This is a genomic window from Pseudomonas caricapapayae (assembly GCF_001400735.1).
GTDB lineage: Bacteria > Pseudomonadota > Gammaproteobacteria > Pseudomonadales > Pseudomonadaceae > Aquipseudomonas > Aquipseudomonas caricapapayae.
Genome location: NZ_LJPW01000176.1, coordinates 19137 through 43601 on the forward strand (window position 1 = coordinate 19137; position 24465 = coordinate 43601).

The 24465-nt window shown below is 58.0% G+C and carries 25 protein-coding genes; 10 read left to right on the top strand and 15 right to left on the bottom strand.

Features of this window, described 5'->3' with window-relative positions; genetic code table 11:
- The first annotated feature begins 57 nt into the window (after nucleotides 1-57).
- Entirely contained in the window at nucleotides 58-1044 is a 987-nt protein-coding gene (gene rlmF / locus ALO80_RS26960; protein WP_055011174.1) for a 23S rRNA (adenine(1618)-N(6))-methyltransferase RlmF, read from the top strand.
- Nucleotides 1045-1149: 105 nt separating this feature from the next.
- Here the strand turns inward: rlmF and ALO80_RS26965 are convergent, their stop codons facing one another.
- Nucleotides 1150-1431, bottom strand: a complete 282-nt coding sequence (locus ALO80_RS26965; protein ID WP_002552279.1) for an HU family DNA-binding protein — start codon at nucleotides 1429-1431, stop codon at nucleotides 1150-1152.
- 393 nt (nucleotides 1432-1824) lie between these two features.
- Between ALO80_RS26965 and yejK the strand changes: the two genes are divergently transcribed.
- Together yejK and ALO80_RS26975 are read left to right on the top strand one after the other, a co-directional pair.
- A complete protein-coding gene (gene yejK / locus ALO80_RS26970) occupies nucleotides 1825-2826 on the top strand; it encodes a nucleoid-associated protein YejK (protein ID WP_054984367.1) in 1002 nt (333 codons plus the stop codon).
- A 5-nt stretch (nucleotides 2827-2831) separates the two neighbouring features.
- Nucleotides 2832-3182, top strand: a complete 351-nt coding sequence (locus ALO80_RS26975; protein WP_054984368.1) for a glutaredoxin family protein — start codon at nucleotides 2832-2834, stop codon at nucleotides 3180-3182.
- 90 nt (nucleotides 3183-3272) lie between these two features.
- On the opposite strand, the gene ALO80_RS26980 is transcribed toward ALO80_RS26975, so the two are convergent.
- The 4 genes from ALO80_RS26980 to ALO80_RS26995 all read right to left on the bottom strand — a co-directional run bounded on the left by ALO80_RS26980 (nucleotide 3273) and on the right by ALO80_RS26995 (nucleotide 5627).
- Entirely contained in the window at nucleotides 3273-4205 is a 933-nt protein-coding gene (locus tag ALO80_RS26980) for a glutathione S-transferase family protein (protein ID WP_055011175.1), read from the bottom strand.
- 64 nt (nucleotides 4206-4269) lie between these two features.
- A complete protein-coding gene (locus tag ALO80_RS26985; RefSeq protein ID WP_055011176.1) occupies nucleotides 4270-4611 on the bottom strand; it encodes a GIY-YIG nuclease family protein in 342 nt (113 codons plus the stop codon).
- On the bottom strand, nucleotides 4604-5095 hold the full coding sequence (locus ALO80_RS26990) for a nuclear transport factor 2 family protein (protein WP_054984371.1): 492 nt from the start codon (nucleotides 5093-5095) through the stop codon (nucleotides 4604-4606). The genes ALO80_RS26985 and ALO80_RS26990 overlap by 8 nt, the downstream gene beginning before the upstream one ends.
- Before the next feature lie 82 nt (nucleotides 5096-5177).
- Nucleotides 5178-5627 carry a winged helix-turn-helix transcriptional regulator gene (locus tag ALO80_RS26995; RefSeq protein ID WP_055011185.1) on the bottom strand — a complete coding sequence of 150 codons (450 nt, stop codon included), beginning with the start codon at nucleotides 5625-5627 and terminating at the stop codon, nucleotides 5178-5180.
- Nucleotides 5628-5676: 49 nt separating this feature from the next.
- Here ALO80_RS26995 and ALO80_RS27000 point away from each other — a divergent pair, with 49 nt between their 5' ends.
- Nucleotides 5677-6615 (top strand): aromatic alcohol reductase, encoded by a 939-nt coding sequence (locus tag ALO80_RS27000; protein WP_055011177.1) that lies wholly within the window; start codon nucleotides 5677-5679, stop codon nucleotides 6613-6615.
- 42 nt (nucleotides 6616-6657) lie between these two features.
- On the opposite strand, the gene ALO80_RS27005 is transcribed toward ALO80_RS27000, so the two are convergent.
- The 5 genes from ALO80_RS27005 to ALO80_RS27025 all read right to left on the bottom strand — a co-directional run bounded on the left by ALO80_RS27005 (nucleotide 6658) and on the right by ALO80_RS27025 (nucleotide 12218).
- A complete protein-coding gene (locus ALO80_RS27005) occupies nucleotides 6658-7887 on the bottom strand; it encodes a CynX/NimT family MFS transporter (RefSeq protein WP_055011178.1) in 1230 nt (409 codons plus the stop codon).
- A 167-nt stretch (nucleotides 7888-8054) separates the two neighbouring features.
- Nucleotides 8055-8819, bottom strand: coding sequence for an amino acid ABC transporter ATP-binding protein (locus tag ALO80_RS27010; protein WP_003365366.1), 765 nt, complete (start codon nucleotides 8817-8819; stop codon nucleotides 8055-8057).
- A gap of 10 nt (nucleotides 8820-8829) precedes the next feature.
- Nucleotides 8830-9927, bottom strand: a complete 1098-nt coding sequence (locus ALO80_RS27015) for an amino acid ABC transporter permease (protein WP_055011179.1) — start codon at nucleotides 9925-9927, stop codon at nucleotides 8830-8832.
- A gap of 10 nt (nucleotides 9928-9937) precedes the next feature.
- Entirely contained in the window at nucleotides 9938-11119 is a 1182-nt protein-coding gene (locus tag ALO80_RS27020; protein WP_055011180.1) for an amino acid ABC transporter permease, read from the bottom strand.
- A 70-nt stretch (nucleotides 11120-11189) separates the two neighbouring features.
- Nucleotides 11190-12218 (bottom strand): amino acid ABC transporter substrate-binding protein, encoded by a 1029-nt coding sequence (locus ALO80_RS27025; protein WP_054984377.1) that lies wholly within the window; start codon nucleotides 12216-12218, stop codon nucleotides 11190-11192.
- A 485-nt stretch (nucleotides 12219-12703) separates the two neighbouring features.
- Between ALO80_RS27025 and ALO80_RS27030 the strand changes: the two genes are divergently transcribed.
- Entirely contained in the window at nucleotides 12704-13363 is a 660-nt protein-coding gene (locus tag ALO80_RS27030) for an alpha/beta hydrolase (protein WP_055011181.1), read from the top strand.
- A gap of 115 nt (nucleotides 13364-13478) precedes the next feature.
- On the top strand, nucleotides 13479-14936 hold the full coding sequence (rhlB, locus tag ALO80_RS27035) for an ATP-dependent RNA helicase RhlB (RefSeq protein ID WP_055011182.1): 1458 nt from the start codon (nucleotides 13479-13481) through the stop codon (nucleotides 14934-14936).
- A gap of 3 nt (nucleotides 14937-14939) precedes the next feature.
- Here rhlB and moaE read toward each other — a convergent pair whose 3' ends face one another.
- The 5 genes from moaE to ALO80_RS27060 form a co-directional block, all read right to left on the bottom strand.
- Complete coding sequence (gene moaE, locus ALO80_RS27040) at nucleotides 14940-15389, bottom strand: molybdopterin synthase catalytic subunit MoaE (RefSeq protein WP_055011183.1); 450 nt, start codon at nucleotides 15387-15389, stop codon at nucleotides 14940-14942.
- A gap of 2 nt (nucleotides 15390-15391) precedes the next feature.
- Nucleotides 15392-15637, bottom strand: coding sequence for a molybdopterin converting factor subunit 1 (moaD, locus tag ALO80_RS27045; protein WP_054984381.1), 246 nt, complete (start codon nucleotides 15635-15637; stop codon nucleotides 15392-15394).
- Nucleotides 15634-16119: a cyclic pyranopterin monophosphate synthase MoaC gene (gene moaC / locus ALO80_RS27050; RefSeq protein WP_054984382.1), complete on the bottom strand. Its 486-nt coding sequence runs from the start codon at nucleotides 16117-16119 to the stop codon at nucleotides 15634-15636. The genes moaD and moaC overlap by 4 nt, the downstream gene beginning before the upstream one ends.
- Before the next feature lie 108 nt (nucleotides 16120-16227).
- A complete protein-coding gene (locus ALO80_RS27055) occupies nucleotides 16228-17622 on the bottom strand; it encodes a PhoH family protein (RefSeq protein WP_054984383.1) in 1395 nt (464 codons plus the stop codon).
- Nucleotides 17623-17916: 294 nt separating this feature from the next.
- A complete protein-coding gene (locus tag ALO80_RS27060; RefSeq protein WP_055011186.1) occupies nucleotides 17917-19095 on the bottom strand; it encodes a polysaccharide deacetylase family protein in 1179 nt (392 codons plus the stop codon).
- 202 nt (nucleotides 19096-19297) lie between these two features.
- Between ALO80_RS27060 and yaaA the strand changes: the two genes are divergently transcribed.
- The 4 genes from yaaA to ALO80_RS27080 all read left to right on the top strand — a co-directional run.
- Nucleotides 19298-20077, top strand: coding sequence for a peroxide stress protein YaaA (gene yaaA / locus ALO80_RS27065; protein ID WP_055005220.1), 780 nt, complete (start codon nucleotides 19298-19300; stop codon nucleotides 20075-20077).
- An 815-nt stretch (nucleotides 20078-20892) separates the two neighbouring features.
- On the top strand, nucleotides 20893-22209 hold the full coding sequence (locus ALO80_RS27070) for a nucleotide sugar dehydrogenase (RefSeq protein ID WP_054984385.1): 1317 nt from the start codon (nucleotides 20893-20895) through the stop codon (nucleotides 22207-22209).
- Between the two features lie 100 nt (nucleotides 22210-22309).
- Entirely contained in the window at nucleotides 22310-23791 is a 1482-nt protein-coding gene (gene alg8, locus ALO80_RS27075; protein ID WP_002552255.1) for a mannuronan synthase, read from the top strand.
- Between the two features lie 40 nt (nucleotides 23792-23831).
- Nucleotides 23832-24465 (top strand): PilZ domain-containing protein (locus ALO80_RS27080; RefSeq protein WP_144434256.1); only part of this gene is annotated, 634 nt, incomplete at its 3' end.

Consider the following 24465-nt stretch of genomic DNA (forward strand, 5'->3'; position numbering starts at 1 on the left):
GCTGGCTTTTTGTTATCTGAACATTCGCACCCGACACTACGGCTGAACATCGACCCCATGACCGATACCCGCAAACCACCACGCAAAAAGCCTCAGCGGCCAGCCAGACCGGTTGTGCCGCGTGAAAAGGCCACCTTGCACCCGCGCAATCGTCATCAGGGCCATTACGATTTTCCGAAGCTGATCAAATCCAGTCCCGAACTGGCAGCGTTCGTGATCCTCAATCCGTACGGCAAGGAAAGCATCGACTTCGCCGATCCGCAGGCAGTGCGCGTGTTCAATCGCGCTCTGCTCAAGGCGTTTTATGGCATTGCCCACTGGGACATCCCGGCCGATTACCTGTGCCCGCCCATACCGGGGCGCGCGGACTATCTGCACTTCCTCGCCGACTTGCTGGCAGAGGACAACGAGGGCGTGATTCCGCGGGGGCCGTCTACCAAGGCACTGGATATTGGCACCGGTGCCAACTGCATTTATCCCCTGCTTGGGCACAGCGACTATGGCTGGCAATTCGTCGGCTCGGACATCGACAGCACGGCCATTGCCGCGGCGACCACCGTTGTCAAAGCCAACGGCCTGCAAAAGGCCATCAGCGTGCGCCAGCAGGGCAATCGCAAGCAAATCCTGCTTGGGCTGCTCGACAGTGACGAACGCTTCCACGTGAGCCTCTGCAACCCGCCCTTCCATGCTTCGCTTGATGAGGCCCAGCGTGGCAGCCAGCGCAAATGGCGCGCGCTGGGCAAGGCTGATCCAAAGCGTAAGCTTCCGGTACTCAACTTCGGCGGGCAGTCTCAGGAGTTGTGGTGCGAAGGTGGCGAGATCGGCTTCGTGACCCAGCTGATCCAGGAAAGCGCAAGATTGCCGGATCAGGTGGGGTGGTTCAGTACCCTTGTGTCCAAGGCATCCAACCTGCCGCCAATTCAGAGCGCCCTGAAAAAAGCCGGCGCGCTTGAAGTAAAGGTAGTGGAAATGGGTCAGGGCCAGAAGCAAAGCCGTTTTGTGGCCTGGACGTTTCTCGACAAGGCACAGCGCGCGCAGCGTTGACTGAAACGCTCCGCGTGATGAACGCTAGACATCCACAACACCTGGCGCCCACAAAAAAGCCGTGCCCGGTTAACCGGTGCACGGCTTTTTACAGCAAGCGGGTGCTTACTTGTTGATCGAGTCGGTCAGCACTTTGGCTGGTACGAACTTGATAACTTTCTTGGCAGCGATTTCGATGGCAGCGCCAGTCGAAGGGTTGCGGCCAGTGCGAGCCGGACGCTCTGCAACTTTCAGTTTACCGATACCTGGCAAAGTGATTTCCACGCCGTTTTCCAATTGGTCGGCAACAATTTGGCCCAATTGCTCAAGAGCATTACGCGCAGTAGTTTTTGGCGCGTCGATAGCTTCAGCGATATCGGCGATCAATTGGTCTTTAGTAAGAGCCATGGTGGTGTTCCTTCCCTATCAAATTCATGTGGATTGCAGAGTGCAACGTCGGCCCGTGGCCAGGCAATGAACCTGGCCACCCGCTAGCAGCCACGATTAATCGCGAAAGTGTAGATACTGAAACCGGGTAATGGTTCGACCTACGTGTGCGCTAACTGCATGCCTGACGCGCTAAGTGCGCAAGACCGCGCAAAACTAGCACAGAGCCGGGCAAATATCCGCCTCTACCTATCCTTTTGGTCAGGTTTTAATGCTAATTGAGCAAAAAACATCCAGCAAACACTCACTGCTGGCGAAAACCAGCCTGCTCAGGGCCAACAGGCGCATGCGTGCGTTACACTTGCCGTCTTGCAACGAGCTGCACGCTCTTCACCTTTTTCAGCCGAGAAGCCCATGCCGATCCGTCATTGCATCGTCCACCTGATCGATAAGAAACCCGACGGTACGCCCGCTGTTCTCCACGCACGCGACTCCGAACTTGCTGAGTCCCAGGCCATCGAGAACATGCTGGCCGACCTCAACGAGAGCTACAACGCCAAACAAGGCAAGGCATGGGGCCTGTTCCATCCCGAATCCGGCGCGCACCCTTTCAGCGGCTGGCTGAAAGAGTACCTGGACGGCGGCAATGATTTCACCGCCTTCTCGCGCACCTCGGTCGAACACTTGCAGAAGCTGATGGAGGAATCCAATCTTTCCGTCGGCGGCCATGTTCTTTTCGCCCACTATCAGCAAGGCATGACCGATTACCTGGCCATCGCCCTGCTGCACCACAGCGAAGGCGTGGCGGTGAATGCCGAACTGGACGTAACCCCTTCGCGCCACCTGGACCTGGGCCAGTTGCACCTTGCCGCGCGGATCAACCTGTCGGAGTGGCAGAACAACAAGCAGTCAAAACAATACATCTCGTTCATCAAGGGCAAGAACGGCAAGAAGGTGTCCGAGTACTTCCGCGACTTCATTGGCTGCCAGGAAGGCGTGGATGGCCCCGGCGAAACCCGCACCCTGCTCAAGGCCTTCAGCGACTTCGTTGAAAGCGAAGACCTGCCGGAAGAATCGGCCCGCGAGAAGACCAAGACCCTGGTCGATTACGCCAGCAGCCAGAGCAAAATGGGCGAGCCGATGGGTCTCGAAGAACTGTCCGAACTGATCGACGAGGAGCGGCCACGGGCGTTCTACGATCATATCCGCAACAAGGACTATGGCCTGTCACCGGAGATCCCGGCCGATAAGCGCACCCTCAACCAGTTCCGCCGCTTCACCGGCCGCGCCGAGGGGTTGTCGATCAGTTTTGAGGCCCATTTGCTGGGCGACAAGATCGAATACGACGAAACCGCAGGCACCCTGATTATCAAAGGGCTGCCGACGCAACTGACCGACCAGTTGAAGCGACGGTAACCGACATGCTGCTGCGCACCCTCAAGAAATTTGCCCTGATCATGCTGGTGGTGGTGATTTACCAGAACTGGGGCAGGATCGAGAATTTCGTCAACCCGCCCCCAGCAGACGTAGCGCAGCGCTACAGCCAGGCAAAAGTGGTGATGTACGCCACCGACTGGTGCGGCTACTGCAAGCAGACCCGACGTTTTCTGGACAGCAAGGGGATTGCGTATCAGGAGTTCGACATCGAGAAGTCGGAAGAAGGCCGCAAGGCGTATGAAGCGCTGGGCGGGAGAGGCATTCCGCTGATCGACGTCAACGGCACACTGATCCGGGGGTTTGACCCGGATCAGATACTGGCGGCGTTGAAGTAGCCCAACTGACTGTCATGCCAATGCTGCGCGCTGGCATGGTAGTCAAGCCGCGCTCCGCGTCCTCTTTGCAACGCAGGGCATCGTTAAACCTCAGTGCCTCTCGATCCGATAACCCATCCTCGGGAAGTGTACGTGCAAGACACCCGCACGCTCGTCCTCACGGCGCAGGATCAGTTCTTCACGGCCGGTAAATACCAGCTCGCCCTCAACCGCTTCGACGCCGTAGTCGACCGCAGAAACCGCAACCTTGTCGCCGGCCTTGAAGCCGTTTGGATCGACGAAGGTTTCATCTGGCAGCGGTGCAGGCGCGGCATTTCTGGCGACCTCGATAGCGTCGGCCGAACTCAGGTCGCTGGATGTACCATGACCGAAACCCAGGACACGACCCAGCCAGGCACTGACACTCGGATAATCATCGACAAATGGCGCAGTGACCGGCGTCTGCTTGAGAAACCACAGAGTGTGGGCAACCGAAAAATCGGCAATCGAAGGCACACCGAACAGAAAGTCACCGCCGTGGGACAGTTGCAGTTCCAGACGCGACATCAGCGTGGGCCACTGGTGCTTGACCTGCTCGACAGGCGGACGTGACGCTGTGCCGCCGTTAAACAGCATAGAGCGGTCAGCCACAAACGCCTTGGCGGCCTCTGGCGGCACTTTGGCAAAGCGTACGGCCAGGGATTCAGGCTGAAACACCAGACTTACGGCATGCAGAAAGAGCACCGAGTCCGCCCATGCGGCCAGACCTGCAACCGCAAATTCCTGACCTTGCGGATAAAACGCCGGCGCAGGCTTTTCCCGCTCAAGGCGGCGGGCCATGAGCGCCGTGTCACAGTAGATATCTGCGCCGATCTGCAACACCGGTGTCTTGCGATAGCCACCGGTCAGCGCGGTCAGGTCGGGCTTGGGCATGATCGACGGGACAGTTACCGAGCGCCATGTGAGCCCTTTGAAGCCCAGCATCAGACGGGCTTTTTCGGCAAACAGCGATGTGGGGTAGTGGTGAAGGATCAACTCGGACATGTTCAGCCTCTGTGCGCTCGGGGAGCCCACAGCTTAACCTGCGGCACTCTGCCCGCCCACAGACTCAAACTGATGTCACAACATCACGCTCATGGATCAACGATCCGGCGTAACTGGCTGCCAGCGCCTCTTTGGCGCTTTTTCTGAGTTTCTTGATCAGCCGCTCGTGACGCAACGCCTCGCCCTTGCTGGACCATTGCTCGACATAAACCAGCGCCATCGCCGGGCTGGAACAGAAAAAGCGCGCGCCCTTGCCGCTCTGGTGCGCAGCAAATCGCCTCTGCGGATCATCACTGATGCCGCAGTACAGCGCGCCGTTGGCAGCGCGCACCAGATAGACGAACCAGGGTTTACCGAGTGCTGGTCCGGCAGTCGACGCACTCGCGGTACTGGCGACCTCAGGCACGGCGGCTCTCTGAAAAGGCTTTCAGGCCCTTGAGCGCCTGAGCCCTGACGGCGTTGCGCACCAAAGGCGTCCAGCCAAGCAACAGGCCCTTCAACCCCAGAGCCTGACGCGACCAGCGCCACATATCGAAATGATCGTGATGCTCGCAGATCTTGCCATCACGAAACACGAATCGGGCCTGAATATCGTTCACTACCGTGCTTGCGGTCTGACTGAACAGATACGTCGCCACCCAGTGCGCACTGCCCGTCCGGTCATCGGCTCGTACCTGATCGAAGACCACCGAGAAATCTTTCGCCCGGGAAGTCAGCATGCGCCACATGTCGCCTGCCTGAGCGCCGCGCAATTGGCCAAAGGCAGGGTCGCTGAACAGCACGTCATCGGTATAGCAAGCACTCATCGCCTCGGCATCCAGCTGCGCAAACGCCTCATAAAAGCGGGTGATCAGTGCGCTGTTGGCCTGACTTTGTTCTTCGTAGTTCATGCGTGCACATCCCTTGGCGAATTATCCGTGCACGATAAGCGGCGCCGCGGAAAATGGCGAGAGGTTGATGGCGCATCAGCCATCACTTTTGCCTGTCCGGAAAACGATCTCGCGCCGCACTGAACGCCTCCGAATTTTCAATGACCCATGTCCACAGCGGAATCATTTGCACCAGCAGTCCCATCCCCAGATCGGTCAACGAATATTCCACCCTGAGCGGCTTCTCGCGATAGTCGTGGCGGGTGATCAGCCCATCCTGCTCAAGCTGGCGCAAGGTATGAGTGAGCATGCGCTGGGTCACACCGTGCAGCTTTCGGCGCAATTGCGCATGGCGCAAAGGGCTGCTGACGCCAAGGGCATGTACCACGCCCAATGACCAACGATTACCGGCGTGACCGAGGATGTCCCGCTTGAGACCATCCTCATCATCGCTGAGCGCAGCACACGCCGCTTCGGAGCGTCTTACCACTTCCTGCGCGTCCAGCCCGCCTGGTATCACCGATGTACCTACTTTTTGTATGTCGACAGGCATGCCAGCATCTCCCCCGCCTGAATTGAAACGCGATCCGAAGGGGGTCACCATGCAAGCCGATAACGCAAACGTCAAACAACGCATTCTGGTCATAGGTGCAGGAGAGCTTGGGCTCGCCGTGTTGCGAGGGCTGGTTGAGAAAGCCGTAGGACACGGCCTTGGCATTGCCGTGCTGCTACGCCAGAGCAGCCTGAATACGCAAGAGCCTGCCAAGCGTGCGGAAATCGAAGAGATTCGCGCGCTGGACATTGCCATCGAAACGGCCGATCTGGCCGATGCCACCGTGGACCAACTTGCCACCGTCATGACGCGCTACGACATGGTAATCAGCTGTGCGGGATTCGCCGCCGGCCGGGGTACTCAACGCAAACTGACCGATGCGGCGCTCAAGGCCGGCATAAAACGCTACCTGCCCTGGCAGTTCGGCGTTGACTACGACCTTATCGGCCGCGGCAGCCCTCAGGATCTGTTCGACGAGCAACTCGATGTGCGAGAAAAGCTGCGCGCCCAGCAGCACACCGAATGGGTGATCGTTTCGACCGGTATGTTTACAAGCTTCCTGTTCGAACCGGCGTTCGGTGTCGTCGATCTGCAAGGCGGACGGATCAATGCGCTGGGCAGCCTCGATACCGCCGTGACGGTCACCACTGCAGAAGACATTGGCAGGCTGACCGCTGCCATCGTGATGCACGAGCCGCGCATCGTGAATCAAGTGGTTTACACCGCTGGCGACACATTGACGTACGCCGGGCTGGCCGATCTCGTGGAGCGTGTCACAGGACGTGATATCGAGCGGCACGTATGGAGTGTTGCGCGGTTGCAGGGCGAGCTTACGGAAATGCCGGATGACAATTTGCGCAAATACCGGGCAGTCTTCGCCATGGGCCGAGGTGTGGCATGGGACGTCGCCAATACCTACAACGCGCAGGCAGGGCTGAGCATCACCAGTGCCGAACAATGGGCGCTGGCCAATCTGGCTCAGTCCTGAAGCCACTCAAGCCCGCTGCGAATAATCAAAAATCATCGAAAATCAAACCTTCTCGCTACTGACCTGCACCTGCAGTGCACGACCGGCCCCCATGCCCGCGATCATGGCACCCAGCCCCAGCACCGCAAAGATCCAGCCAATCGCGGTCCAGCTGCCGGTCATGTCATGGACCACGCCCACCGCAAATGGCCCGATCGAAGCGATGGTGTAGCCAAAGCCTTGTGCCATGCTCGACAGGTTGGCAGCCACATGGGAGTCGCGCGAGCGAAGAACGATCAATGCCAGCGCCAGACTGAACGTGCCGCCCTGCCCGATGCCCAGCAGGACTGCCCAGCCCCATAGCCCGCCGAGAGGCGCGTAAAGGCAACCGACCAGACCGGTCAGCGTAAGCGACATGACCAGCATGATCGCCAGGCGCTGATCCTTGCCGCGCGTGGCCAGATAGGGCACCGCCAGGGCGCTGATGACTTGCGCGATGATCGAGCCGGACAGCAGCAGACCGGCCTGGGTCGGCGTCAGGCCGCGACCGATGAGGATCGACGGCAACCAGCCGAAGACGATATAGGACAGCGATGATTGCAAGCCCATGTACAACGTGACCTGCCAGGCCAGCGGGTCACGCAACAGGCCGCTGACTCGATACACATCACGATGTGAGCCGTGCATTTCACGCGCCTGCGGGAACCAGAAAAGCGCAGCAATCGCCGCCGGGATCAGCCAGAAACCCAGGCCGATCTGCCAACTGTCACCGAAGTACTGGCTCAACGGCACCGTCGAACCGGCGGCGATTGCTGCCCCCAGGCACAGTGCCATAGTGTAGACACCGGTCATGGCCCCGGCCTTGTGGGCGAAATCACGCTTGACGATACCGGGCAATAATACGCCGATGATGCCAATGCTCGCGCCCGCCAGCAGACTGCCGGTGAACAGGCCGACTTCGCCAAACAGGCTACGCACTCCCAGGCCGGCCGCCAGCGTCAGAAGAACGACCAGCACCACCCGCTCACTGCCGAAACGCCGGGCGAGAATCGGTGCCAATGGCGCGAACAGTCCCAGGCACAACACCGGCAAGGTGGTCAGCAGACCGGCTTCGGCAGCCGACATCCCAAGGCTTTCAGACACCTCATTGAGCAGCGGCGCAACACTGGACAATGCGGGGCGCAGGTTGAGGGCGACCAGCACCAGGCCCAGCAACAACAGCCAGGGGCGTTTCAGAACAGGATGGGGTTGATCGGCAATCGGTTGAGGGCTGGGTTGAGCCTTGGCAGTCATCGGTTTCTCGGTAATCAGGTATGTCGACCCTTTTCAGGGGGGCGGTATCCTGTTGGAGAATGATCGCGAATACAAGGTTCAGCCAAAATTGCATACAACAAGGGTGGCGAATTCAGGCAATAAAAAACCGGGCGCAGAGCCCGGTTTCTTGTGCAACCGCGACTGACTCAGTGAATGATCTGGCTGAGGAACAGCTTGGTACGGTCGCTTTGCGGGTTGTCGAAAAAGTCGTTCGGCGCGGCCTGTTCGACGATTTCACCCTTGTCCATGAAGATCACCCGGTTCGCCACGGTACGGGCGAAGCCCATCTCGTGAGTCACACACAGCATGGTCATGCCTTCTTCAGCCAGGCCGACCATGGTGTCGAGTACTTCCTTGACCATTTCCGGGTCGAGGGCCGACGTCGGCTCATCGAACAGCATGATTTTCGGCTTCATGCACAAGGCGCGGGCAATCGCTACACGCTGTTGCTGACCACCGGAAAGCTGACCCGGAAACTTGTGGGCCTGCTCCGGGATACGCACGCGCTCCAGATAGTGCATGGCGATTTCTTCGGCCTTCTTCTTCGGCATGTTGCGCACCCACATCGGTGCCAACGTGCAGTTCTGCAGAATGGTCAGGTGCGGGAACAGGTTGAAGTGCTGAAACACCATACCCACTTCGCGGCGGATGGTCTCGATCTGCTTGAGGTCCGAGGTCAGTTCGGTGCCATCGACGATGATACGACCCTGCTGATGCTCTTCCAGACGGTTGAGGCAGCGAATGGTGGTCGACTTGCCCGAGCCCGACGGGCCGCACAGCACGATACGTTCGCCCTGACGCACATTCAGGTTGATGTCCTTGAGTACATGGAACTGGCCGTACCACTTGTGTACGCCCTCCATGCGGATCATGCCTTCAGCGCCCAGAGGCTTATTGATAACTTCACTCATCACAAAACTCCTAACGCTTGTGGCCTGTGTCCAGCTTACGTTCCAAATGCATGGAATAGCGGGACATACCGAAACAGAAGATCCAGAACACCAGGGCCGCGAAGACATAGCCTTCAGTGGCCATACCCAGCCATGCCGGGTCGGCGGTAGCTTGCTTGACGCTGTTGAGCAGGTCGAACAGGCCGATAATGATTACCAGACTGGTGTCTTTGAACAATGCAATGAAGGTGTTGACGATGCCGGGAATGACCATCTTCAGAGCCTGCGGCAGGATCACCAGCCCCATGCTGCGCCAGTAGCCGAGGCCCATCGCCGAGGCTGCCTCGTACTGGCCCTTGGGAATGGCCTGCATGCCGCCTCGCACCACTTCAGCGATGTACGCGGACTGGAACAGGATGACACCGATCAACGCACGCAGCAGCTTGTCGAAGTTCATGCCCTCTGGCATGAACAGCGGCAACATGACTGAAGACATGAACAGCACGGTGATCAGCGGCACGCCGCGCCAGAACTCGATGAACGTCACGCACACCACACGCACAGCCGGCATGTTGGAGCGACGACCGAGCGCCAGCAGAATACCCAGTGGCAAGGCACCGACGATACCCACGGTGGCAATCACCAGGGTCAGCATCAGACCGCCCCACTGACTGGTCGGGACGTTGGTCAGGCCAAAAGCACCGCCGTGCAGCAGGTAGAACGCAACAACCGGGTAGATCACCAGGAAAGCAATACCGTAGACGGCCTTGCGCGGAAATTTCGAGATGAACAGCGGTGCAGCGCCGACGATTGCCAGGATGGCGGTCAGGTCGACCCTCCAGCGCAGTTCATTGGGGAAGTAGCCATACATGAACTGACCGAAACGCTGCTCGACGAACACCCAGCAGGCGCCCGCCTTGGTGCAGTCTTCCTTGGTCGTGCCGATCCAGTTGGCGTCCAGCAGAGCCCAACTGATGATGGGCGGAACGACCAGGTAGATCAGGTAGAGCGAGAACAGGGTCAGCAGGGTATTGATCCAGCTGGAGAACAGGTTCTGCCGCATCCACGCCATCGGCCCGAACACTTTGCCCGGTGGTGGCATATCAGGTTTGAAAGTATGAGTTGTCATGCGCGTTTCCTCACCGCTCGATCAGCGCAATGCGCTTGTTGTACCAGTTCATCAGCAGGGAAATGCTGATACTGATCGCCAGGTACACGCTCATGGTGATGGCAATGACTTCAATGGCCTGTCCGGTCTGATTGAGCACCGTACCGGCGAACAGGGACACCATTTCCGGATAGCCGATGGCGGCTGCCAGCGAAGAGTTCTTCGCCAGGTTCAGGAACTGACTGGTCAACGGGGGAATGATCACTCGCAGAGCCTGCGGGATAATGACCTTGCGCAGCGTTGGCCCGGGACGCAGGCCCAGCGAGCGGGCAGCTTCGGTCTGACCATGGCTCACCGACTTGATACCCGAACGCACGATTTCGGCGATGAACGCCGCCGTGTAGATCGTCAGTGCCAGGGTCAGGGAGATCAGTTCAGGGATCAGCACCCAGCCACCGGTGAAGTTGAAGCCTTTCAGTTGCGGCAGCTCCCAATGCACCGGGCTGCCGAAAATCAGCATGCTCAGGCCCGGAATCACCAGCAACAATGCCAGGCCGACCCAGAACTTGTGGAACGGCTGACCCGTGGCTTCAAAGCGCTTGTTGGCCCAGCGCACCATCATGACGATCGCGATGACGGCAACCACGATGCTGACCAGAAATGCCCAGACACCTTCGGCAGGCAAGGCTCTGGGCATATTGAGCCCGCGGCTGCTGACAAAGAACATGTCCAGATAACCATGCGCCTGACGCGGACCGGGCAGCGTGAGGAATACGGCGGTGTACCAGAAAAGGATCTGCAACAGCGGCGGAATGTTGCGGAAGACTTCGACATACACAGTGGCCAGCTTGCTGATCATCCAGTTCGGAGACAGCCGCGCGACACCGATGACAAAGCCCAGCAAGGTCGCCAGGACAATACCGATAACCGAAACCAGCAAGGTATTCAGCAGGCCGATCACAAATACGCGGGCATAGCTGTCCGCTTCGCTGTAGTCGATCAGGTGCTGGGCGATACCGAAACCGGCACTGTTCTCAAGAAAACCGAAACCCGAGGTAATACCACGGTGTTGCAGGTTGGTCTGGGTGTTGTCGAAGATGAACCAGCCCAACGCGATCACCGCTGCAACAGTGATGATCTGAAATAACCACGCGCGCACTTTCGGATCGCTCAGAGAGAGCTTTTGCTTGGGTGCGACGATTTGCTTTTCCATGAAATGCCCCAGGAAAAATCCAACAGAACAACGCCCGACAGGCTGGGAAGCCTGTCGGGCGCCGGGTCAATCAACGAATAGGTGGAGCGTACTGGATGCCGCCGGCATTCCACAGAGCGTTCTGGCCACGCTTGATTTTCAGCGGGGTGCCCTCGCCCAGGTTGCGTTCGAACACTTCGCCGTAGTTACCGACTTGCTTGACGATCTGCACGACCCAGTCCTTCGGCAGCTTCAGATCCTTGCCGTAAGTGCCGTCGGCACCCAGCATACGGGCTACGTCAGGGTTCTTGGTCGACTTGGCTTCAGCTTCGACGTTCTTGGAAGTGATTTTGGCTTCCTCGGCGTTGAGCATGGCGAACAGGGTCCAGCGAACGATGGAGAACCACTCTTCGTCGCCTTTGCGGACGACAGGGCCCAGAGGCTCTTTGGAAATCACTTCAGGCAGAACAACGTAATCGTCCGGCTTGGCCAGCTTGCTGCGCTGTGCGTAGAGCTGCGACTGGTCGGAAGTCAGTACGTCGCAACGACCGCCTTCCAGCGACTTGGCGCTTTCGTCGGAGGTATCGAACGTGATCGGCGTGTATTTCAGGCCGTTGGAACGGAAGTAGTCGGAGACGTTCAGCTCGGTGGTGGTACCAGCCTGAATGCAGATGGTTGCACCGTCCAGTTCCTTGGCGCTTTTGACGCCCAGCTTGTTGTTCACCAGAAAGCCGATACCGTCGTAATAGGTCACGCCGGTGAATACCAGGCCCATGCCCGCATCACGGGAGCTGGTCCACGTGGTGTTACGCGACAGGATGTCGATCTCGCCGGATTGCAGTGCAGTGAAGCGCTCCTTGGCGTTCAACTGGCTGAACTTGACCTTGGTGGCGTCGCCGAATACGGCGGCAGCTACAGCGCGGCAGACATCCGCGTCGATACCGGTGATCTTGCCGGTGGAGTCTGGAACGGAAAACCCTGGCAGGCCATCGCTGACACCGCACTGAACAAAGCCTTTCTTCTGAATAGCGTCAAGGGTGGCACCGGCGTTGGCAGCCCCGGTTACACCAAATGCGGCCAAGGCGGTGACGACAGCCAGGGTGGATTTCAACATCTTCATTCAAAAACCTCCAGTTTGCTCTTTGTTGTGTAGGTGTCTCAGTCGCGTCGCACCTTTGTGAGGCGCTAATAACCCGTGCTGGCTTATTTTTGGGTCATGCAACGCTGGGCCTGAATCACGAATCGTCTGCAGGATCATCCCGTCATTCGTCTTCATCATTCAGAATCGGCCCCGTGGACTGAAACCCCATGATTTTCCCGGACCAGAGCGGTACAGGTTGAATCGTGCCGCGAATCCTGACGCATGGACTCCCGAGCTGCTTTTCGATCGCTATAAGTAATAGCCTTATAGTGTTACCGAACGATGTGAGCGCCTCGACTCCAGTCCTGCTGTAGCAAAGCCCGTACCAGCATGCTGGCTATGTCGAATTAGCGACAGGTCAAGACAAAAACTTGTAATCTTGCGACATCTTCTTTCATTTTTAATCTACCCGCGCACCTTATTAAAGCGCTCGAAATGAGTCAGCGCACACAAATGGAGCAGACATGAGTGAACCTTTGATCATCCAACCTTCCGGCACGGCAGATGCGTGCGTTATCTGGCTGCACGGACTCGGTGCCGACCGTTATGATTTTCTGCCGGTCGCCGAAGCGCTGCAGGAGTCGCTGCCGACCACTCGCTTCGTCCTGCCTCAGGCGCCGACACGTGCCGTGACGGTCAATGGCGGTTATGAAATGCCAAGCTGGTATGACATCAAAGCCATGAGTTCCGAGGCGCGCGCCATTGATCACGATCAGATGGAAGCCTCGGCGCAGAAGGTGCTGGACCTGATCGAGCAACAGCGCGACAGCGGCATCGACCCGGCACGAATATTCATCGCAGGTTTTTCCCAGGGCGGTGCGGTGGTATTACACGCCGGCTATCGACGCTGGCAGGGTCCGCTAGGCGGTGTGCTCGCGCTGTCGACTTATGCACCCACATTCAGCAATGAAATGACGCTGTCCGCCAGTCAGCAACGTATTCCAGCCTACTGCCTGCATGGCCAGCACGACGAGGTGGTCCACAATGCCATGGGCCGGACGGTTTATGAGCACCTCAAGACCCAGGGTGTAACCGCTCAATGGCAAGAGTACCCAATGGGGCATCAAGTGTTACCGCAGGAAATCCAGGACATTGGTGTCTGGCTGTACGACAGGCTGCGCTGAGGCACGCAGGGGGCCCTGCAACAGACTGCTTTTGTAGCTCGCCACGGATGGCACTACGCCGAGCACGGTTCTTGCTTTACACTGCTCGGCGTACATTCCTTAACCAATTGATGAGATGACCGTGCTCAAAGCACTTAAAAAGATGTTCGGTAAAAGCGAGGCTGAGCAGCGCGCGCCTGGTCCGACAACCTCTATTCCCGCCTCTCCCGCTGCCACAGCCGACACATCGGGTCATGCTGCCCAGACTCAGGCTCTGGACACGACCATCGCGCCCTCCAAAGCCAGAGCGCCGCGCACCGACAAGCCCAGGGCCGAGCGCCCACGTCGTGAGCGTGTGGTAAAACCGCCTGCGCCAGCCTGGAAACTCGAAGATTTCGTCGTCGAGCCGCAGGAAGGCAAGACCCGCTTCCACGATTTCAACCTGGCACCTGAACTGATGCACGCCATTCAGGACCTCGGTTTCCCGTATTGCACGCCGATCCAGGCGGGCGTGCTGGGTTTCACCCTCAAGGGCAAGGACGCCATCGGGCGCGCCCAGACCGGCACGGGCAAGACCGCCGCGTTTCTGATCTCGATCATTGAGCAACTGACCCAGACGCCGCCACCAGCCGAACGCTACATGGGTGAGCCCCGTGCACTGATCATCGCACCGACTCGCGAACTGGTTGTGCAAATCGCCAAGGACGCTGCCGACCTGACCAAGTACACCAACCTGAACGTCATGACGTTCGTCGGCGGCATGGACTTCGACAAGCAACTCAAACAACTTGAAGCACGGCACTGCGACATTCTTGTGGCTACACCCGGCCGACTGCTGGACTTCAATCAGCGCGGCGAAGTGCATCTGGACATGGTCGAAGTCATGGTCCTCGACGAAGCCGACCGTATGCTGGACATGGGTTTCATCCCGCAGGTCCGTCAGATCATTCGCCAGACCCCGCACAAGGGTGAACGCCAGACCCTGCTGTTTTCCGCGACCTTCACCGACGACGTGATGAACCTCGCCAAACAGTGGACGACAGATCCATCCATCGTCGAGATAGAGTCGCTGAATGTCGCCAGCGACAATGTCGAACAGCATATCTATGCCGTTGCCGGTGCCGACAAGTACAAGTTGCTCTACAACCTGGTGACCGACAACGGCTGGGAACGGGTGATGGTCTTTGCCAACCGCAAGGACGAAGTCCGACGGATCGAAGAGCGCCTGGTGCGCGACGGCGTCAATGCGGCGCAACTGTCGGGCGATGTACCTCAGCACAAGCGCATCAAGACCCTTGAAGGCTTCCGAGAAGGCAAGATCCGCGTACTGGTCGCCACCGATGTAGCCGGTCGGGGAATCCATATTGACGGCATCAGCCACGTGATCAACTTCACCCTGCCCGAGGTGCCGGACGATTACGTGCACCGCATCGGCCGTACCGGTCGTGCAGGGGCCGATGGCGTCTCGATCAGCTTTGCCGGCGAGGATGACTCTTATCAGTTGCCGGCCATCGAAGAAAAACTGGGTCGCAAGATCAGTTGTGAAACACCGCCGACCCATCTGCTCAGGGCCGTGGTGCGAGGCAACGCCTGACGGTCACTTCCAGCGATCGGCCGCTTGCTGGTCGCTTTGACGCCCTTCTACCCAGCGCGGGCCGTCGGCCGTATTTTCACGCTTCCAGAACGGCGCGCGTGTTTTGAGATAGTCCATGACAAAATCGCAGGCTTCGAACGCTGCCTGCCGATGAGCACTGGCAACGCCTACGAACACGATCGGCTCGCCCGGCTCCAGCGCACCCACCCGATGCAGCACATCGAGGCGCAGCAAGGGCCAGCGCTGTTCGGCTTCTGCAACGATTTTTGCCAATGCTTTTTCAGTCATGCCCGAATAATGCTCCAGAAACATGCCTGACACTTCACGCCCTTCATTGAAGTCGCGAACATAGCCGACAAAACTGACCACCGCGCCGATGCCGAGGTTGGCCGCGTGCAACGCGTTGACTTCGTGGCCGGGGTCAAAGGCTGCGGCCTGTATGCGAACAGCCATCGTCAACCTCCGGTCACGGGCGGAAAGAACGCGACTTCATCGCCATCGGACAATGGCTCGGTCGGCTTGCACAGCTCCTGGTTACGAGCGCACATCAGGTTCTGCTCGGCAAGCACCTGCCAGGCCTCGCCACGCTGCAGCAGCGTCTGGCGCAGTGCGTCCAGTGTGGCGAATTCACCTTCGACGTGCTCACTGTCCAGGCCCAGGGTTTCACGGTAACGGGCAAAATACTGAACCTGAATCTTCATGACGGGACCTGTGCCTGATCAGCAATGAAGTGACCGCTCTTGCCGCCCAGCTTCTCAAGCAACCGAACCGACTCGATGGCCATGCCACGGTCGACGGCCTTGCACATGTCGTAAATTGTCAGTGCCGCAATACTGGCTGCGGTCAGGGCTTCCATTTCCACACCCGTCTGCCCGGCCAGCTTGCAGCTTGCCGTGATCCGAACGGCATCATCGCCCTCGGCGGCGAGGTGAACCTTGATGCTGGTGAGCATCAACGGATGGCAAAGCGGAATCAGATCGCTGGTCTTCTTCGCTGCCTGGATACCGGCAATACGTGCTACGGCAAACACGTCACCCTTGGGATGACCACCGCTGACAATCATTTGCAGCGTTGTCGGCAGCATGCGTACGAAAGCTTCGGCCACCGCCTCACGGGATGTCACGGCTTTATCCGTGACATCGACCATATTGGCACGACCCTGAGAATCGAGATGAGTGAGCACAACGTTACTCCTTGGCAGAAGCAAGAAGTGTAGAGGGTGTGGCTGCTACACGCTACAAGCTGCAGGCAAGGAACCCATTCACGCATGGGCTCCCCGCTTGCGGCTTATTTACAAATGACTCTCCGCGTATTCGGCCAGGATTGAGCGTGGCACGCCCTGAAGGGTGATGTGCACGCCGTTCGGGAAGTCTTTGAAACGCTCCGTCAGGTACGTCAGCCCGGAACTGGTGGCCGACAGGTAAGGGGTATCGATCTGCGCCAGGTTGCCCAGGCAGACCACTTTGGAACCGGCGCCAGCACGGGTGATGATGGTTTTCATCTGGTGCGGGGTCAGGTTCTGGCATTCATCGATCAGGATCAGACTTTGCTGGAAGCTGCGACCCCGGATGTAGTTGAGGGATTTGAACTGCAACGGCACTTTGCTGAGGATGTAGTCGACACTGCCATGAGTGTTTTCATCATCCATATGCAGCGCTTCGAGGTTATCGGTGATAGCGCCGAGCCAGGGCTCCATTTTCTCCGCCTCGGTGCCGGGCAGGAAGCCGATTTCCTGATCCAGGCCCTGAACGCTGCGGGTCGCGATAATGCGGCGGTAACGCTTGGTGACCATGGTCTGCTCGATGGCAGCCGCCAACGCCAGAATGGTTTTACCCGAGCCAGCAGCACCCGACAGGTTGACCAGGTGAATGTCCGGGTCGAGCAGTGCGAACAATGCCAGCCCCTGATAGATGTCCCGCGGTTTCAGGCCCCAGGCTTCCTGATGCAGCAATGGCTCCTGATGCATGTCCAGAATCAGCAATTCGTCGTTCTTGACGCCCTTGATCCAGCCTACGAAACCCTGTTCATCGACAATGAACTCATTGATATGAACGGCCGGCAGCATTTCATTGAGCTGCACGCGGTGCCAGGTACGGCCACGCTCCTGGCGCGTGTCGACCTTGTTGACCCGGTCCCAGAACGAACCGGTCATGTCGTGGTAGCCACGCGACAGTAGCGACACGTCGTCTACCAGTTGGTCGGTACTGTAATCCTCGGCCGCAATACCGCAGGCGCGCGCCTTGAGCCGCATGTTGATGTCTTTGGTCACCAGCACGACGCTCAAGTCCTTGTTGCGCGCATGCAGGTCGATCAATTGGTTGATGATGATGTTGTCGTTGAGGTGCTCGGGCAGCAGGCTGTTGGGTTCCTCGCGTTTGCTCATCAAAATCGACAGGTAGCCCTTGAATACGCCTGTACCACGGTCGATAGGCACGCCCTTCTCGACCTCTTCCGGCGAAGCTTCGCCCAGCGTCTTGTCGATCAGGCGGATGGCCTGACGGCACTCGGCAGCAACCGAATGTTTACCGGCCTTGAGTTTGTCCAGTTCCTCCAGAACCGTCATGGGGATGGCAACGTGGTGTTCTTCGAAATTCAGCAGTGCGTTTGGATCATGGATCAATACGTTGGTATCGAGCACGTAAAGGATTGGCTGGTTGGTGGAAGGGGTGCGTCCGTGGTCATCCATACTCGCTCACCTTTGTAGAAGCCGGGCGACGCAGAACCACGACAGTACTGCGCCACGAAAAGGCCGCCGGATTCTTCCCTTCAGGCAGGGTAGAAATGTCGCTCAAGGTGGGTCTTGGAAGACGCCACCTGTGTTGCAGGTTTCGGCGGTCTGTATTCGTAATACAGCAAAAGGGATGACAGAAAAAAGCTCTTTGACAGTTTTTTGAACTTTATTTCACAGCCTGACGAATAGAGCTTGGCGGACGTTCACAGCACGTTTAAAGTCGGAAGTCCGCCCACGCCGAATCTGCCCTCATTCCCCCTCGGGCGCAGCCTCCTCGCTGCCCTCCAGCCCTTGCTCCACGGGGGCTTCAGAGATATTTCGGCAATCGTCCCAGATCAGCTCGCTTTGCGCGGTATTGGCCAGCAGCAACGGCAGCGCAGACTGCGCCTTGTTGGCCACGTCATGGAAAACCACAGTGCCCTTGCGCCAGAGCAGCATGAGGGTCAATACGCGGTCACCCACCTGTTCTGCCGAAAGCCGCCCGGTGCCGTCCTCTGCGTCGATATTCCACAATGACACGCGTAAATGCTCGGCGCGAAAGAAGTCTCCGCTGTCGGCACGCCGATGACCGTAAGGCGGACGGAACAGCGGCACGAAGTTATCCGGAAGCACGCGTTGAACCAGTGCGGCGCTGCGCTGCACTGAATCCTGCCAGTCCAGCCACTGACTGTGCGAACGGTACTCCCAGCCCTGGATGCCTACACACTGCTGGCGATACAACGCCTGCAGACTTGCGCTCGACGTGCTGTCGAGACGCTCCTGAAGGCTTTTGCCCAGGACAAAGAAGGTGGCAGTCATTTTCTGCTGACGCATGAAGTCGGCCAGCCAGTCGGTTCCGCCATCGGCCGGACTCGGGCCGCTTTCGAAATTGAGCATGAAAGTACGGTCCGGCATTTCGTCGCCGCTCATTTCATCGGAGTTGTACCGTTCGATCTCGCTGCTGGTCTGTGGAAACAACGCAGCCATGAACAGCAGTTCGTTCAGATAACGCTGATGGAAAGCGGCGCCGGGTCTGGCCCAGTTGGCGTAGAACGAGTCGTTCGACACCTGAAACTCTTCGGCACGCTGGCGCAACTGGTCCATGTCCTCCACCAGCACACAGAAGTTGGCATCCTGTTCGCAGCTCTTTTGTGCGTTCTGATAATTTTCCAGCAGACGCAGCCACAGGCGATGGCGGACGACGTTCAGCGACGGCACATTGACGAAGCGCAAGCCGAGGCGCTGCTTGAGCCCCTCCTCGTCCAGCTTCTCGCTGAGGTACAGTTCGTGAGCAAACGCGAGGATTTCCGCCCGCGACGCGACGTCGAACAGCCCCGGCGTTTCGAGGCGCTCAGGCCACACACTGCGGTCAATGGTGGCAATGACCGGCGCTGCTGCCTGCGCCTGAAGCCAGAACAGACCTGCACACACTGCTAAAACAATACGCAAACCCGACGCCCTCTCGATCAACCATTAACATCATGACCAGCGCGCCACTATAGCTGATATGAGCCTGGCTTCTTATGTCGGCACGCATACAAAGCCGCTTGTCACGCCAACGCGACAAGTTGAGCAGGCCCTATCGCCCCCATAGCTGGAGTCGCAGGCCATCAGCCCCTAGAATCCCCGGACGATCTAAGGAGACGACTTCATGCTGATGGTGATTTCCCCGGCAAAAACCCTCGATTTCGAGACCCCGCCCACTACCGGGCGCTTCACTCAGCCGCAATATCTGGATCACTCTCAGGAGTTGATCACCCAACTGCGTGAGCTGACGCCGGCCCAGATCAGTGAACTGATGCATCTGTCCGACAAGCTGGCCGGGCTGAACGCGGCACGCTTCGGCAGCTGGAACCCGGCCTTCACGCTCGACAACGCCAAGCAGGCCCTGCTGGCTTTCAAAGGAGATGTCTACACAGGCCTGGAAGCGGACACTCTTGACGACGCGCAGCTGGACTATGCGCAAGGGCACTTGCGCATGCTTTCAGGTCTGTACGGTCTGCTGCGCCCGCTGGACCTGATGCAGCCCTACAGGCTGGAGATGGGTACTCGACTGGCCAATGCTCGCGGCAAGGACCTTTATGCCTTCTGGGGCACGCGAATCAGCGAGTGGTTGAATGAAGCGCTGGCCGATCAGGGCGACGACCTGCTGCTCAATCTGGCCTCCACCGAGTACTTTTCTGCAGTCAAACGCTCGGCGCTCAAGGCCCGAATCATCGACACCGAGTTCAAGGACTTCAAGAACGGCCACTATAAGATCATCAGCTTCTATGCCAAGAAGGCGCGCGGCATGATGAGCCGCTTCGTTATAGAAGAGCGCATCAACAGTCCCGAAGCCTTACAGGCGTTCGATGCACAGGGCTATCGTTACAACCGTGAACAATCGACACCCGACAAGTTGGTGTTCCTGCGCAACGTTGCAGAAGACTAGTCATTGTAACCGTCGTGTAACGCACCGCTGTTACACGACCTGTCCTACGATCCGACACCGATTGCCAGCATTGTGACGTCAGATAAACGTCATGTTTTAGACTGTGCACTGACGTCCAGTTTTTTTGTGAAAAAAATCCAACTTTTTTAAGTAGTGGCATTTTAACTTTTTTCAGTAGTAGCCTTTTAGTATCTCCCTGCCTGAACCCCTTGCAAGTCAAGGCTTTTAAGAAAAAAGCCATCATCTCGATACCGTCCTTATGACAAACCGGATACACCAAAATACGCAAATCAGGACGAGCGGCCCGGAACTAAATGCGAATTCGTACGCTCCTACATCCCGTAACAATTCTGGACTGACGTGTAAGAGATCACTTACAGGTCGTCTGGACTAACGGGACGTTACCGACAGGGAAGCCAGGTCCACACGACACTGGCGTCAGGTACCAGAATTAAACTCACATCACTAGTTGATGTTGTAGACAGGCGAAGCGCCGACCCGGTGTGACGCGCAGGATTCGACAAGGACGGCCATGGCTCTAGCCAGAGGCTTTCCGACCGAGGTCCGCCGTCGATCGTCAAACAGGAGTGGTTTACTGCATCCAAGGAGAGCAGGGCCCTGACCGAACGGACAGGTTACTTGCCGCTTGCACTTAGTGTCATTTGAGTTCGCCTCACTTGTTTTGGGCACTCACTCATTAAATATGCCTGCGTTAGTTCTACGGCGTTGTTAGCCGTACAGGATGGCGCGTGACATCTGCTGGCCAAAATTTAATATCCAGCCAATTTATGGCGTGAAAAATCGAGGAGAATACGATGCGTATCAGCATATTTGGTTTGGGTTATGTCGGTGCAGTCTGTGCCGGTTGCCTGTCTGCCCGCGGTCACGATGTAGTTGGTGTGGATATTTCCAGCACCAAGATCGATCTGATCAACAACGGCAAATCACCTATCGTTGAACCGGGTCTGGAAGAACTGCTGCAGAAAGGTATCAGTACCGGAAAACTGCGCGGCACTACTGACTTCGCCGAAGCCATTCGCGCCACCGACCTGTCGATGATCTGCGTCGGTACGCCGAGCAAGAAGAACGGCGATCTGGAACTCGATTACATTGAATCGGTCTGCCGTGAAATCGGCTACGTCCTGCGTGACAAAGCCACCCGCCACACGATCGTTGTTCGCAGTACCGTACTGCCGGGCACCGTTGCCAATGTGGTCATCCCGATTCTGGAAGACTGCTCCGGCAAGAAAGCCGGTGTCGATTTCGGTGTTGCCGTCAACCCGGAGTTCCTGCGCGAAAGTACCGCGATCAAGGACTACGACCTGCCGCCAATGACCGTCATCGGCGAGTTCGACAAAGCCTCGGGCGATGTACTGCAATCGCTGTACGAAGAACTCGACGCTCCGATCATCCGCAAGGACATCGCCGTTGCCGAAATGATCAAGTACACCTGCAACGTGTGGCACGCCACCAAGGTTACTTTTGCCAACGAAATCGGCAACATCGCCAAGGCCGTCGGCGTCGATGGTCGTGAAGTGATGGACGTGGTCTGCCAGGACAAGGCGTTGAACCTGTCCCAGTACTACATGCGCCCAGGCTTCGCATTCGGCGGCTCCTGCCTGCCGAAAGACGTTCGCGCCCTGACCTACCGCGCCAGCAGCCTGGATGTCGAAGCACCTCTGCTCAACTCGCTGATGCGCAGTAACACCTCGCAGGTGCAGAACGCATTCGACATGGTCGCCAGCTACGACACCCGTAAAGTTGCACTGCTGGGCCTGAGCTTCAAGGCCGGTACTGACGACCTGCGTGAAAGCCCGCTGGTAGAGCTGGCTGAAATGCTGATCGGTAAAGGCTTCGACCTGAGCATCTTCGACAGCAACGTTGAATATGCACGCGTTCACGGTGCCAACAAGGACTACATCGAATCCAAGATTCCGCACGTTTCGTCGCTGCTGAATTCGGACTTCGACAAAGTCATCAATGACTCCGACGTCATCATCCTTGGCAACCGCGATGAGCGTTTCCGCGCCCTCGCCAACAAGACGCCTGAAGGCAAGCGCGTTATTGACCTGGTGGGCTTCATGACTAACGCCACCAGCGAAGACGGTCGCGCCGAAGGTATCTGCTGGTAAATCAGCCGCAAGCCACAAGCGCCAGGCTCCAGGCCACAGGCTCAAGCAATGTGCTTGCAGCCTGGGGCTTGAGGCTCGCAACTGACTTAGGGATACGATTATGCAGAGGCTCAAGCACGGCCTGTTACAGGCCGCAGGTTGGCTGTTCTATTTAAGTTTACTCATGGGCCTTGCCGCGGCATTGCCCACCAGTATCTTCGACTCACAGTCGAAGAACTTTATATTCCTGATTGGCGCTGTCGGTATCTGGCGCTACTCGATGGGCATCACGCACTTCGTGCGCGGGATGATTTTCCTGTACATCGTCTACCCGCACTTGCGCCGCAAGGTTCGCAAGCTGGGCAGCGCAGCAGACCCGTCTCATGTGTTTCTGATGGTTACCAGTTTTCGTATCGACGCGTTGACCACCGCACAGGTGTACAACTCGGTCATCCGCGAAGCCATCGACTGCGGCCTGCCGACGACTATCGTCTGCTCGCTGGTGGAAATGTCCGATGAGCTGCTGGTCAAGAGCATGTGGGCCAAGTTCAATCCGCCGGAACGCGTCAAGCTGGACTTCGTACGCATTCCAGGTACTGGCAAACGCGATGGCCTGGCCTACGGTTTCCGTGCCATCTCGCGCCACTTGCCCGACAGCCGTGCAGTGGTTGCAGTGATCGACGGCGATACGGTGCTCAACGAAGGCGTGGTCGCCAAGACCGTGCCGTGGTTCCAGCTGTTCGACAACGTCGGCGGCCTGACCACCAACGAGTTCTGTGAAGTCCGTGGCGGCTACATCATGAGCGAATGGCACAAGCTGCGTTTCGCTCAGCGTCACATCAACATGTGCTCGATGGCCTTGTCCAAACGCGTGTTGACCATGACCGGTCGCATGTCGGTGTTCCGCGCAACCGTGGTAACCGACCCCGAGTTCATTGCCGACGTGGAAAGCGACTCGCTCAATCACTGGCGTCTGGGCACCTTCCGGTTCTTGACCGGTGACGACAAGTCCAGCTGGTTCAGCCTGATGCGTCTGGGTTACGACACGTTCTACGTGCCGGATGCCGCGATCAACACGGTGGAGCACCCGCCCGAGAAAAGCTTCCTGAAAGCCAGCCGCAAGCTGATGTATCGCTGGTACGGCAACAATCTGCGTCAGAACTCGCGTGCCTTGGGTCTGGGCGTGCGTCGCCTGGGTATTTTCACCAGCATCGTACTGTTCGACCAGCGTGTGTCGATGTGGACGTCCATCCTTGGCCTGACCGTCGCCCTGATCGCCAGCTTCAAATACGGTGGCGCGTTCCTGCTGATGTATCTGCTGTGGATCGGCATGACCCGCCTGATCCTCACCCTGCTGCTGTCCCTGTCGGGGCACAGGATCGGGCCTGCCTACCCGATAATTCTCTATTACAACCAGATCGTCGGCGCGCTGATGAAGATCTACGTCTTCTTCCGCCTGGACCGCCAGTCCTGGACACGCCAGGACACCAAACTGAGCCGCGACATGGCCAGCTTTCAGGGCTGGTTCAACACGTGGTCGTCCCGAACCATGACTTTCTCGGCTGGCACCATCTTCGTCGCCGTGCTGTTGACGATGGTTTGACCGGGCCAACGGATTAATCGCTTAAGTAGGAAAATTAGCCATGAATACAGCCGTGAATGCGAACGTCGTACATGAATCCGAAGCCCAGCGCCAACACGCGCGGATCAAGATCCCTGCCAAGCTGCGTCTGCTGAATGATCAGCCCAACGCACCGTTGGTACGTGTCGAAGACCTGTCGGCCGGTGGTCTGAGCTTCGTTGCTCCGAGCGGGCAAAAATTCAGCGAAGGTCAGATCGTCAAAGGACGCCTGCAATTCATCATCGACAACCTTGGCCTGGCCATGGACGTCGACCTGCAGGTGCGCTCGATAGACAACTCCAGCCACCGTATCGGCTGCCAGTTCCAGAACCTGGAACCTCAGGACATTGCCACCCTGCGCCACCTGATCACCTCGCACCTATCCGGCGAAGTCGTCACCCTGGGTGAAGTACTGGCAACACTGCAGCGCGACAACTTCACCAAGGCACGCAAGGTCAAGGGCAAGGACAGCGGCATGAGCGCCATGGGTCGCCTGCGCGCCGTGACCTTCAGCCTGGGTATCTTCATTGTCGGTCTGGCCGCCTTCGGCTTCATTTTCAAGACGATCTACGGCCTGTACTTCGTCAGCCATGCATCGGCCGGCCTGGTCACCATCCCAAGCATGGACGTGACCATGCCGCGTGAAGGCACCGTGC